This window comes from Pseudomonas sp. ASL4 (genome assembly GCF_056680395.1).
Map to the genome: position 1 here is coordinate 4,631,378 of NZ_CM155280.1, position 12,240 is coordinate 4,643,617.

Genomic DNA, 12,240 nt, shown 5'->3' on the forward strand with positions numbered 1-12,240 from the left:
GCGATGCGCGGACCTACCGTGGTGTTCGATAACGTCTCACTACAACTGGGGGGTACACAGGTGCTCGACAAGGTGAGCTTTCGGGTACAAGCCGGTGCACTGCACTGCCTGGTTGGCCCGAACGGCGGAGGCAAGACCTCCCTCGTGCGTGCGCTGCTGGGCCAGATGCCGCATTCGGGGACCATCCACTTCGAGGGCGTCGCCAAGCCGGTGGGCTATGTGCCGCAGCTGCTGGATTTCGACCGCAACGTGCCGATGACGGTCAACGATGTAATGGCGCTTCTCGGGCAACGCAGGCCGGCCTTCCTGGGCTCAAGCCGATCCGCCAAGGCAGCCAATGCCGTGGCCCTGGCGCGTACCGGCGTTGCCGACATGGGCACAAAACCATTTGGCAGCCTGTCCGGTGGGCAGCGCCAGCGCGTGCTGCTGGCCCAGGCGATCAGCCCGGTGCCGTGGCTGCTGATCCTCGATGAACCGACCGCCGGTATCGACGAGGCAGGGGTGCGACTGGTGGAGGCGCTGGTGGCCGAGTTGAACGAGTGCGGCGTCACCGTCCTCTGGATCAACCACGACCTCGAACAGGTCAGGCGTATCGCGCAGTCCGTGACGGTTATCAACCAACGTGTGCTGTTTCATGGCCCCGCCGATCAGATCGACGGCCTACTGGAGGATATGCGATGAATGCCTTGTACGATTTCATTCGCGACCACCTCCTGGCGCTCGCCGCGAGCCAGATGCTGCCGCAACCATTCGAATACGAGTTCGTGATCAACGCGCTGATGTGCGCCGTCCTCATCGGGCCGTTGCTAGGGGTGCTGGGCTCGATGGTGATGATCAAGCGCATGGCGTTCTTCAGCCAGTCCGTGGGCAATGCGGCGATGACCGGGGTTGCCATCGGCGTGCTGATCGGCGAGTCCTATACCTCGCCTTACCTGTCGATGTTCGGCTTCTGCCTGCTGTTCGCGCTGACGCTCAAATACACCCAGCACCGCACGACGCTGGCCAACGACACGCTGATCGGCGTGTTCCTGTCCATCTCGCTGGCCGTCGGCGCCTCGTTGCTGCTGTTCGTCTCGGCGAAGATCAACACCCACGTGATGGAAAGCGTGCTGTTCGGCTCCATCCTGGCCGTGGACCACACCGACATGAACGTGCTGCTTGGCATAACGGTGATTTGCGCGCTCATCGGGCTGCCACTGTACAACGGCATGTTGCTGTCCAGCCTCAACCCAAGCCTGGCGCACGCTCGCGGCGTGCGGGTGCGCACTGCCGAGTACCTGTTTGTGGTGTTGGTCACGCTGGTGACGGTGGCCTGTTTGAAGATCATCGGCGCGGTGCTGGTTGAGGCCCTTCTGCTGATACCTGCTGCGGCAGCACGCAACGTCACCCGGTCACTTCCGGCACTGGTCGCGCTTGCCGTCCTGATCGCTACGTTTTCCTGCGTGGTCGGCATCCTGGCCCCCATGCAATTTCACATACCCGTGCCGACCGGCGGTGCGATCGTGCTGGTCGCCGCCCTGGTGTTCGTCGCGACCACCATCATCCGCGCGACTTCGTCGCGATTCAAAGGTGCCAGCGTATGAAATGGCTTTGCATATCACGTAGATCCTGGCTGGCGATGCTGGCACTGCTGTTGGGTACCCAGCTGTCTGCCTTTGCCGATACCGGCCGGCAGCGGGTGCTCGTTGCACTGCCGGCGGTGTACGCACTCACGTCGGCACTTAGCGAAGGCACGCACATCGACGCCGTGCGCCTGCCGCCGGACACGCCCGTGCCCATGGAAAGCATGGCCAACGCGCTGTCGCGTCTTGACCCCGCCGTGTTCCAGCAGGCCGACGCCGTGGTGACCCTGAGCAATCTCTGGCGCGCAGACCCGCTGTATGCGACCGCGCGCCGCCACAACCTGCGGATCGTCGAGATCGACGCCTCGCGCTCATGGGAGGCAATCAAGCCCGGCGTGGCCGTGGTGCGCGTGCCCTCGAACGACGTGCCCTGGGTCGTCGCGGGCAACGTCGACGGCGGCCTGTCGCCCTACGCCTGGCTCGGGCCCGTCAACGGCATGCGCATGTCGGCGCTGATCGCTGCAGACCTGGCACGCCTGTCTCCCGCCGATGCGCCCCGGATAGCGGCCAACCTCGCCGCACTTGATAGCCGATTGCGCCAGCTCAAGGCCGAGTACGGCGCCCGGATGGTCGCGCTGCCGGATGTGCGAGTGCTGTCGCTGGCCAATGAGTTCATCTACCTGTTTGGCGAGTTCGGCGTCTTTGTCGACGGCTGGTTCGTGCGACAGGACATCGACTGGAGCGATACCGACCGCGCCGCACTGACCCAGTACCTGCGCGAGAACGACATTCGCGTGGTGGTCCACAAGTGGGCTCCGGATGAAAAGATCGCCAAGGCCATTCAGGACGGGGGCGCACGCTTGCTGATCCTGGACACGGGCAACCCGGGAATACTCGCCGACCCGGCCACCGGGTACGACGCACTGCTGCGTTCAAACCTGGATGCCTTACTGGCGGCCTTCCCTGCACCTGATAAAGCAAAGACAGGCAATACCAATACGAGCAGCGATGTTCATTCGCCTCGTCAATGATCACCTCGACAGTAAAGGCTTTAGTCCTTATGAAACCCATAGGTTCAGCACACCGAATACTGATAGCAGGCGCCCTTTTATTCTGCCAGGCAGCCTTCGCCCATGGCCCCGTCTTCGACTGCTACATCGAGCACGATGACTGGGTGAAATGCGAGGCCGGTTTCACTGACGGCAGTTCGGCCGCCGGCCGAAAAATCCATGTTCGCGACATGAGCAACAAGGTGTTGCTCGAAGGCGAAGTCGGCAAGGACAGCACCTATTCGTTCCAGGCCCCGGCAGGCAACTACTCCGTGATTTTCCTCGGAGGAGAGGGTCACGAAACCACAATTCAATCCTCCGACATTTCAAAGTGAAAGCGACCATGACGATCAAAAGACAACTGCTCCAAGGTCTTGCCGCGGCGATGCTCAGCTGCCTGGCCGGCGCTGCGCAGGCCCACTTCCAGATGCTCTACGTCGAGGAAACGGCGCTGCCGCGCGCGGACAAACTGGAGTTCGCACTAGTGTTCACGCATCCCTTCTCCGGCGGCCCCACCATGACCATGGATGAACCTCGCGCCTTCAGCCACATCAGCTCGCACGGCGGGGAAAAAATCGATCTGCGCAAATACTTGCGCCCTGTCCAGTGGCAAAGTCGTGATAACCGAACGACTGCCTATCGTGCGTCGATTCCACGGGAGTTGGTGCGCTCACTGGGTGACCATATCTTCGTACTCGAACCCGAGCCCTACCTGGAAACCGAGGAAGATGTCTACATCCAACAGTTCACCAAGCTGATCGTGAACGTGGGCGGAGTACCCGGCAACTGGGCAGAACCACAAGGGTTGCCGGTTGAGATCCAGCCACTCAGCAAGCCTTATGCAAACTGGACGGGCGGAGTGTTCCGCGCCTTGGTGCTGGCCGACGGCAAGCCCGTTCCGTTCGCCGAGATCGAAATCGAATACGTCAACCATTCCGTCGATATCGAGAAAAACGCCTTCGGCCAGCAAGACTATGTAACGGCACCTCAAGCTTCATTCAAAGCCCTGAGCACGTACACGGACTCTCAGGGCATCGTGACCATCGGCCTGCCCCGGGCCGGCTGGTGGGGCATTGCAGCGCTCGACATCGGCACAACGAAAACCCATAAGGGCAAACCCCTGTCGCAAGACGCGGTGCTGTGGGTGCAGGCCAGAGACATGAAATGACACAAGCCCATCAGGGGGCAGTAGCAGAGAAAATGAGAAATATTTAATTTACGGATGTTTGGATGACGCTAAGTCGCTCCTGGTCATTGACGTCCTGCGACCAGATCGAAGGATCTCTTCGCGGAACGGGCGCATGTTATCGAAGATTTCCGACAGAGCAGGAGCCCCCATATTGATTCTGAACACGCCCCTCCGTCTGACCTCTCAGAAAAAAATCATCCAGTGCATCCGAGTGAGGCAACCAAGGTCACCTGCTTCTCCTTCAACGAGTCGGGACGCAACTGAACGATCAGGGAGACCATTTAGCTCACGGTGCGTCAAATGCTGCTCAATGAGTTTGTGAAGAACGTCAAGCGGGGGCTTTATAAGGTCCGCGTCCATCACCTACGAGGTGTCTTCAGAGAGGCGTTATCCCAAAGTGGCAGCCAAACAAGACTTGCACCAATATGGTTCAAATCAATCGTTAGGTTTTTTAGCATGCCGATTTTGGATAACGATATTGAGAGCAGGCACCTATGATCTGAGGGCTGCCGTCTTTGAGCGAGCAACGCTAGACGCCAAAAAATGATAACACCCGTGAAGAGCTTGAGCCAAATGAGGGATTAAGACACGACACCGCTAGTCGATATCTTACAAATCGGGATAATTATAGATTTCGTCGGCTATGAAGCTATGTAAATGGAATAACCTCATCGAGTAAAAAATCCGAACTCACAGCCACTGCCAGTAATTTTCTAGCAGGTAAGCGATGTAGAGATGTTTCGCGGGAGGCCGATCCATAAGGAATGGAGGTCCGTTCGTACATGTCTTCAAACAACTTTAACCCGCAGGCTAAAACCTTTTATCGGCCCATCGACGCAGCACTGCGTTGGTGCAACCTCATTCGTTACGAACCGCAGATCGTGCAAGCGGCTTGGTCCTGCCCGGAAAAGCTCAGGACCCTATTTCCTCAATGGCCTTGCCTACAGGCCAATACCGACAGAATTTATGACGCCGTCCGTAATGGCGAATTACCGTACGGCTCCTTCGGTATTTCGGTCCCCCTGGGCACCCCCGTGGAGCTCACTTTGTTGACGGTTCGACATTCGGATCTGCGTCATTGGATGAAAATCTACTACCCCGATCAGCGACCCGACTTCCTGTTCGAATCGAACGACGACACTCAAGATAAAATCAGCTTGGGTGTTTACTTTGCACTCCAGGCCGAGCGGGATGCCCTCCTACGAGAGCGGGATACGCTGCAGCATCAGCTCCGAGATATTATAGCCAATCTTCAGGAGTTGGGACTTGAACAAGAAAGCCTGAAAGCGTTGGTCAAAACACAGGGACAGCTCAGTAAACGTAGTGAACACACCTACCTGCAGACCATCGGTGCCTTGGTCAACACCGTCTTGGACGTGTCGCCCTCAGGCAAACCGCTTTCCGTGTTCAAGAGCCAATCTGCAATCGTCGATGCGATTATTGCTCGTTACGGTGAAACTTCTGGTTTAAGCAAGCGAACACTGGATGAAAAGTTCGCTGCGGCCAACCGTAGCCTCAAAAAAACCACGTGAGCCATGGCAGTGCACTGCAATGCCCTCGATTGCAGTGCAATGACTCGCTCACTTTTTTGCTCCTCAATACAGGCCACTTCCCATCACATGCCAATCGGCGCCAGGAGTGACCAGCATGTCCAGCCAACCCTCACCCATCGTTGAAGCACCTCAACCACAAGTCGAACGTCACATCATGCGGCGTGACGAGGTGGAGCGAAAAACCGGCTTCAAGCGAGCGCACATCTACAACCTGATGAAGGAAGGTAAATTCCCTCAAGCCAAACGCATTGGACTGCGCGCCGTCGGCTGGGACTCGCTGGAGATCGAGCGGTGGGTCACCGAGCGCTTGGCGCAGCAGGCCTGATGCCATGCGCGTGGTATCAGTGGTTTCCACCAAAAGTGGAGCAGGAAAAACCACAGTAGCCGTTAATCTCGGCGGTCTTTTGACGGATGCTGGCCTGCGTGTTCTGCTGCTGGATCTGGATGGCCAACCCACCCTCTCCATCTATTACGCCTTGAACCAGAAAGCTGTTGCTGGTGCGTACGAGCTCATTGCACTCAACCTAGCAACTCCTGCACAAATTGTTTCCAGGACAGTGATCACGGGACTCGACCTGATCCTCTCTAACGACGATCAAGGCCGGCTGAGCATCTTGCTGCTGCATGCCCCTGACGGGCGATTACGGCTGCGCAATCTGCTCGACAACTTCGGTCCCCATTACGATCTGCTTTTGATCGACACCCAAGGTGCGCGTAGCGTGCTGCTGGAGATGGCCATCCTGGCCTCCGATCTCGCCCTCTCGCCCATCACGCCGGAAATGCTCGCTGCCCGTGAACTGCAGCGCGGCACCTTGAAGCTACTCAGCGAACTCGAACCATTCCGCCACATGGGCATTCCACCACCACCCTTACGACTGCTACTGAACCAGGTGAATGCCATTCGGGTGGACACCCGGATGATCATCCGTGGCTTGCGCGAGACCTTTGCCGAGACTGCGAATATCTCGGTTCTAGACACCATAGTTCCAGACCGAGTGGCGTATCTCAACGCCGCCTCCCTTGGCCTACCGGTCCATCGAATCGAAACGCGCCAGTCACGCGAACGACGCTCGCCATCAGCGCTGGAAACCATGCACGCGTTGGCCATTGAGTTGTTTCCGGAATGGCGCGAGGCGATCTCTTCGGTGAGCCGATGCGCGGAGGTTCAATGAGACAAATCACCCAACTGGCATTTCTCACTCCGTCATTGTGTTTGATCGACCTTGAGGCCAACCACGTTTGGCTAGGAGTCTTCTGATGTTGGATCAACTGCCCATCATCGTTCCACCCTCCATTCAACCACACCACCCACCTTGCGAGGAGTACTGCACCGTGGTCTTTCGCCTGCAGGGTAGGCGCTCGGCTATGGGATGGTTCCTCGCAGAACTTTCCCGACATTTCGAAGGTTCGGGCCCTGCCGAGATCGTCAAGTTCGAGGTCGGTGACCATTTGCGTAACCGGCGTTAACTGAGGTTTTTCCGATGAAGAAGCTCAGTCAGGAGCAGATCACCGACAAGCTGCACCAGGACCACTTCCCCCGAGGTCCAGAACTGGAGCGGCTGTCCGATCCACTCACTGATACACCTATGCTGGTCACGCTGGAGGAGTTGCGGCCCTACGAACACAACCCGCGCTTCATCCGTAATCCGCTATACGACGATATCAAGGCTTCGATCCGTGAACGCGGGCTGGATCAACCGCCACCGATTACCCGCCGCCCGGGTGAAACCTATTTCATCATCCGCAACGGCGGTAATACGCGCTTGGCAATTCTCGGCGAGCTGTGGCAGGAAACCCGCGACGAGCGTTTCTTTCGCATTCATTGCCTGTTCCGACCTTGGAGCAATGAAATCACCGCCCTACTCGGCCATCTGGCCGAAAGCGATCTGCACGGCCAGCTCACTTTCATCGAACGGGCTCTGGCGGTAGCCAAACTCAAAACCATGCTCGAAGCAGAGGGAGCTGTGCTCTCACAACGTGAGCTCGTTCGACGTCTTGCCGCTGGAGGCTATCCGATTTCGCAGTCGCACATCAGCCGAATGCTGGACACCCTTGAACACCTACTGCCCGCCATCCCACAAACGCTGTATGCCGGATTGGGTAAGCCCCAGATCGAACGCCTAATCGGCCTACGCAGCCAGGCAGAACAAACCTGGAACCGCTATCCAACCGCCCCCATCGCGTTCGCCGATTTTTGGCTCGATACACTGGGTTACTTCGATGCCGAACCCGAGTCCTTCGATCTTGAGCAGCTCCAGGATGAACTGCTCGAACGCATGAGCCACTTGCTCGGACTGTCCTACCGTATGTTGGCCTTGGAACTGAGCGACACCCAGCGGGTCATCTCGACGCCGGGCATCGTCGTGACTACGCCCCCAGAGAACAACCATTTGCCGAGCGTTGATATCGCCGCTGCAGGAACTCCCTCCTCCGAGCCTCATTCCAAATCAACGGATGCCAGACCCCAGACCGAACCAACGCGAGAGGAATTGCTTACACCGCCTGAAACGAACGTCGTATCAGCGGTCAGTCCTCCATCACGCGTTCAACAGATTCGTGAACAAATCGATCGCGAGACCGCCACCGACGCAGCATCTTCGGTCGACACCTATGCGATCGACGACATCTGGACCATCGCACCAGCACTGGATAGCCCCGAACAACTGCGATCCGCCATTGCCACACTGGCGCGGGAAATGGCGGCATATGCCGGACATCCCGAGAGCGTCATCGATCAGCAGCTTGGCTTGGGCTTCGCCCTCAACATCGAGCGAGTTGATCTTGCAGCGCCTCGCGCGACCGGCGTTCACTTATTGCTCCTGGCCCTGCTGCGTGCTCAAGACGACGTGAACTGGGAGGATCGCAAGCAACTGCCTTCAGCCTTGTTCGGGCAGCTGCTGTTGGGGGTCTATCAACTTCCGCTCACAGATCGTCCCGCCGTGGATGTCGGACTGGAGCGATTGCCCGACAGTCTGCTCATCAAACTGTATCGCCTGATCCGCCTGGCCCGCCGCCTGATCGACTTAACGCTTAACCAGGAAGGCAACTCACCGAAGGAGCTGCTATGAATCTGTCCTTCAATGTGCTCAACCAAGCCATGCTGACCCAGGTGCTACACGAGTTGCGCCAGGGAAACCTGCAGCGCTGCAAAGCACTCGGACTGCGTGAGGATGACATCTACCTGTTGCAATCCTTACCACCCACCACCCTGTCACGCCTGGCCCATGCCACCGTCCCCTGGGTTGAGGTCAAGATCGACTCGCCGGTGCTGCATCGATTGATCGAACAAGCCGAACGTGACGAGCAGAACGAGCGATTGATCAACCGAGCGCTCAAGCTGGGCGCCAGCAGCACCATCATGTATCAGTGCTTCGGCCTGGCGCATTCGGAAACCGCCCTGCGTCGGCGTCTGCTCAAGATAGAAACCCGTAAGGGCCGCCCTCAGCATTTGAGTGAAGCGCAGGAACACGCACTCTGGCAGCGATGGTGCCAGCTGCGCGCTCAAGACAGTACCGGGGATCAGCTCGACGCCATGATGATGCTGGCGGAAGAGCAACAGATCAGCTTGACCATCGTTTGGCAGCAGATTGACCAGTACAGCAACAACACATGAACACTGCCCCGTCCAGTCGCTGGCAACGTGTCCTGCAGCAATGCACCCAGCGGCTGAGTGAACGCTGGCCCGCACGCCCCACCACTGAACAACCCTCCAACCAGGCTCTACAGGCTGGCTTTTTGTTCAGTGGCCAATCTCACGAAGTCGTGCCACGTCGGCTGCTGTTGGATAGTCGGCTGACGCCATTGGAACGGAATGCCTGGCAGGTGTTTCGACTCATGCTGCACGGTCAGGGCGTGGTCACACCGCGCTATGAGGATTTGCAACCTTACCTGTCTAGCGTGCCCTACGGTGCGTCAGCCTCCCGTGAAACCATTGCTCGGGTGTTGACGATGCTCAGGTTGACGCGGTGGCTCAGTTTGGTGAGTCGCGGACGCGACCAGCTCAGCGGACGTCTCCAAGGTTCTCTGTATGTCCTGCACGATGAGCCGTTAACCCCCGCCGAAGCCATGGAACTGGATCAGGATTACCTGGCGCTGGTCGGACATGCCCTCGGTCATGCCACCAAGGCGGTGCGTATTGTCGCCCAGCACGTTGTGGAGGAAGTCCGCCAAGACACGAATATCGATCGGGATCGGTTACCGACGCGGCTCGACAGTTGGGGCGAACTTTGGGCGCAGCAAGGATTGGATCCGGCAACCGATGCCACTCTGCACGATTTCGAACGGGGGGAAGATGCCCTCGTTCGGAATCGTGCAGGCCCTCGTTCGGATTCCGAACCGAGTCTGAACGCCAGTGTTTCCGGCACCGTTCGGAATCCGAACGCCGCCTGTACTGTATTCAAAGAAAGTATTTGTACAGTACCGCGCGCGACCCAAGCGGTGGATAACCTGCACTGGCCCACTCCGCTGAACCTGAGCCCAAGCGAGCGTCAGGCCGTCGCCGTGGCGCTGAACAAGCTCAAACCCGCGGATCGTCAGGCGGTGCTCAACGAAGCGGGAGCACGCTGTACGGCCGGCGGTATCCGCAAGCCAGCGGCGTATCTGATGGGTCTGATCCAGCGTGCGCTGAAAGGTGACTTTCGCCCTTGGGCAGGTCAGGCAGAACCGTCACCCATTGCAGAACCACCCCCCCCCTCGCGGCCATCTCGACAACAGGGCGAACCCGCGTCTGCCCTTGCCCAAGCGTGCCTGAATGAGCTGCGCCAATTGCGTGGCAAACGCGGTGGACGTCAGTAGATTTGATGCCACTGGCATCAAATCCATGGAGTTCCACCCTACGAACACATCGGACCAAACTATGAAACTTTATAGGGAAAAGCCGGGACATCTCCTCCCATTGACGTCTCCATAGTTAACCCTCTTAAACCAAACCGAACAGACCGCATTCAGCTTTTTGGCTGTCCTTGACCCTCATCTGTCGCAACGTTCCTGTCCAAGCGAATGCGAGGACAACACCGTGGCCGATCACTATCAACTCAATCTGGGTTCATTGCGCAGCAGCATCACCCTGACCCTGCACACCCACCACGCCGCCCGTATCTGGCAAGGTCGGGCCGCACGTGAAGGCGTCCACTCGATCATGGGCATGGTCGGCTACATCAGTGTCACCAACCTGATCAAACAAACCGCGGCCCAGGACGATCCCTATGCCGACTGGGCCATCGCGCAACTCGAAGAAAAACTGATGCAGGCCAAGGCTGGGATGCTGGAACTGACCCTACAGCTGGACCGAATCAGACAGGACCTGCCGACACAGATCGACATGGGCGACAACCTCAACATCCACCCCGTCACCTTGCCGTTGTACATCGGCAGCCAACTGGGTTTTCTGGCGGTCTACCTGCTGACTGACTACGACACCCTGGTGCGCCGGACCCTATTGGCCCATCACACCGCTTTGATCGGCCGCAGGGATATGGAAGCCTGGATTGATGACGGTGCCCATCTGCTGCGCAGCCTGTTCGGCCAGGCACAGCGCTATCGGCATGCTGGGGTCACACGCGATGACATGGCGGCGAACAACGCCCGTGCCCTGGCGGCCATCGATAAAATGGGTTTGCCCCCCATGGACATCCTGGAGGGTCATCGCCGCTCCCAGTTCGCGCCACCGATCATTCGTCGTGGTGCTGTGGCAGTGGGTGACGCTGACGCGTTGGCAGACGAAGTGGGAGTGCCATCTGCGACGGTGGACCAGCTGGAGGACGAAGCATGAATCCCCTGATCTCGGCAAAACCAATGCCCTTCGAAGCGTTGACACCGGATGCCTATCGACACCTCGAACACGCCGCCTCCCTAAAAGGCCTTTTAAAGCCCTTTAAGGGTAAGGGGGAGTTGGAACACTTGGCGCAGGTGGCGAGGGACATCGAGGCGCAGTTATGTCACCTGATGGAGGCTGTTGTGCAGCAAGCCGGACAGCCCCCTTACTCACTGCTGGATATTCGATTGGTGCTGCAGAACACCAGCGCTGGCAGCACCTTTTTGCGTTGGCGCACCCGTGACTTCGCCCGTATAGGGGTAGCTGTCTGGGAACGCCAGGTCTGCAACAAAGTCCTGCCGCAGATCGTACGCGAGGGATTGCACCGTTTCGAACGCGATCGCATTGCACTGAACCTGCAAATGAGCGTGGTGCATTCCCTCTATCGCCAGGCCTCGACCTGCGCGATCAAAATGGCCAGTGCCGAACGGCTGCTGCGCCAGTTCACACCAGCTGTGGAGTTATCACAATGAGTACTTTTTTCGTCGGCGAAGGCAACATCGGCAGTGCGCCAGAGTTCCAGGAGTTCCCCTCAGGCAATGACGAGCCACGACGCTTGCTGCGGCTGAATGTGTACTTCGACAACCCCGTGCCACGCGATGGCAGCTATGAAGATCGAGGCGGTTATTGGGCGCCGGTTGAGCTCTGGCACCGCGAGGCTGAACACTGGAGCACGCTGTACCAGAAAGGCATGCGTGTGTTGGTCGAAGGCCGCACCGTGCGCGATGAGTGGGAGGACAGCGAAGACAATGCGCGGGTGACCTTCAAGATCGAGGCCCGTCGAGTCGGCATCCTGCCTCACCGGGTGCACAGCGTGGTCATGCGGGAACGCTCCAGTGAACCGGCGGCATCTGCGACACCCGTCGGGAAAAACACAGAGCAGGCCAGCTCACCTGCGTCGAAACCCAAAAAGCGCAGAGGGCCACCATCTCCGGAATGACGAGCATTAGGCATAAAAAATGCCCCTTTGCGCGAAGTTGCTGGCGTATTACTACTCGCTGCTCGTGAAGACCCACACTGTCATCCACGCTAAAACGGAGTAGCAGTCTCGGATCTTCAAGGCAGCCCTCGCCGA

15 protein-coding genes are annotated in these 12,240 nt (G+C 58.4%); all 15 read left to right on the forward strand.

The window, feature by feature from the left end; translation table 11 throughout:
• Window positions 1-3: 3 nt before the first annotated feature.
• The 15 genes from AC1MEW_RS20785 to AC1MEW_RS20855 all read left to right on the forward strand — a co-directional run bounded on the left by AC1MEW_RS20785 (window position 4) and on the right by AC1MEW_RS20855 (window position 12,105).
• Window positions 4-681 carry a metal ABC transporter ATP-binding protein gene (locus AC1MEW_RS20785; protein ID WP_480423449.1) on the forward strand — a complete coding sequence of 226 codons (678 nt, stop codon included), beginning with the start codon at window positions 4-6 and terminating at the stop codon, window positions 679-681.
• Window positions 678-1,583: a metal ABC transporter permease gene (locus tag AC1MEW_RS20790; protein WP_480423450.1), complete on the forward strand. Its 906-nt coding sequence runs from the start codon at window positions 678-680 to the stop codon at window positions 1,581-1,583. Before AC1MEW_RS20785 ends, AC1MEW_RS20790 begins: the two co-directional genes overlap by 4 nt.
• Window positions 1,580-2,593, forward strand: coding sequence for a metal ABC transporter substrate-binding protein (locus AC1MEW_RS20795; protein WP_480423451.1), 1,014 nt, complete (start codon window positions 1,580-1,582; stop codon window positions 2,591-2,593). The genes AC1MEW_RS20790 and AC1MEW_RS20795 overlap by 4 nt, the downstream gene beginning before the upstream one ends.
• Before the next feature lie 29 nt (window positions 2,594-2,622).
• The gene (locus AC1MEW_RS20800; RefSeq protein ID WP_480423453.1) at window positions 2,623-2,946 is read left to right on the forward strand and encodes a hypothetical protein; all 324 of its coding nucleotides are present in this window, start codon (window positions 2,623-2,625) and stop codon (window positions 2,944-2,946) included.
• A gap of 8 nt (window positions 2,947-2,954) precedes the next feature.
• Window positions 2,955-3,779 carry a DUF4198 domain-containing protein gene (locus AC1MEW_RS20805; RefSeq protein WP_480423454.1) on the forward strand — a complete coding sequence of 275 codons (825 nt, stop codon included), beginning with the start codon at window positions 2,955-2,957 and terminating at the stop codon, window positions 3,777-3,779.
• A gap of 803 nt (window positions 3,780-4,582) precedes the next feature.
• On the forward strand, window positions 4,583-5,332 hold the full coding sequence (locus AC1MEW_RS20810) for a hypothetical protein (RefSeq protein WP_201180398.1): 750 nt from the start codon (window positions 4,583-4,585) through the stop codon (window positions 5,330-5,332).
• 115 nt (window positions 5,333-5,447) lie between these two features.
• Window positions 5,448-5,678, forward strand: coding sequence for an AlpA family phage regulatory protein (locus tag AC1MEW_RS20815; protein ID WP_201180397.1), 231 nt, complete (start codon window positions 5,448-5,450; stop codon window positions 5,676-5,678).
• Between the two features lie 4 nt (window positions 5,679-5,682).
• On the forward strand, window positions 5,683-6,525 hold the full coding sequence (locus AC1MEW_RS20820) for a ParA family protein (RefSeq protein ID WP_480423457.1): 843 nt from the start codon (window positions 5,683-5,685) through the stop codon (window positions 6,523-6,525).
• Window positions 6,526-6,610: 85 nt separating this feature from the next.
• A complete protein-coding gene (locus AC1MEW_RS20825; protein ID WP_342215339.1) occupies window positions 6,611-6,820 on the forward strand; it encodes a hypothetical protein in 210 nt (69 codons plus the stop codon).
• 14 nt (window positions 6,821-6,834) lie between these two features.
• The gene (locus AC1MEW_RS20830; protein WP_480423458.1) at window positions 6,835-8,421 is read left to right on the forward strand and encodes a ParB family protein; all 1,587 of its coding nucleotides are present in this window, start codon (window positions 6,835-6,837) and stop codon (window positions 8,419-8,421) included.
• Entirely contained in the window at window positions 8,418-8,966 is a 549-nt protein-coding gene (locus AC1MEW_RS20835) for a DUF2857 domain-containing protein (RefSeq protein WP_480423460.1), read from the forward strand. Before AC1MEW_RS20830 ends, AC1MEW_RS20835 begins: the two co-directional genes overlap by 4 nt.
• On the forward strand, window positions 8,963-10,147 hold the full coding sequence (locus AC1MEW_RS20840; RefSeq protein ID WP_480423461.1) for an STY4528 family pathogenicity island replication protein: 1,185 nt from the start codon (window positions 8,963-8,965) through the stop codon (window positions 10,145-10,147). Before AC1MEW_RS20835 ends, AC1MEW_RS20840 begins: the two co-directional genes overlap by 4 nt.
• A 220-nt stretch (window positions 10,148-10,367) precedes the next feature.
• Window positions 10,368-11,123 (forward strand): PFL_4669 family integrating conjugative element protein, encoded by a 756-nt coding sequence (locus tag AC1MEW_RS20845; protein ID WP_480423462.1) that lies wholly within the window; start codon window positions 10,368-10,370, stop codon window positions 11,121-11,123.
• On the forward strand, window positions 11,120-11,638 hold the full coding sequence (locus AC1MEW_RS20850; RefSeq protein WP_480423464.1) for a DUF3158 family protein: 519 nt from the start codon (window positions 11,120-11,122) through the stop codon (window positions 11,636-11,638). The genes AC1MEW_RS20845 and AC1MEW_RS20850 overlap by 4 nt, the downstream gene beginning before the upstream one ends.
• Window positions 11,635-12,105, forward strand: coding sequence for a single-stranded DNA-binding protein (locus AC1MEW_RS20855; protein ID WP_480423465.1), 471 nt, complete (start codon window positions 11,635-11,637; stop codon window positions 12,103-12,105). Before AC1MEW_RS20850 ends, AC1MEW_RS20855 begins: the two co-directional genes overlap by 4 nt.
• Window positions 12,106-12,240: the final 135 nt, after the last annotated feature.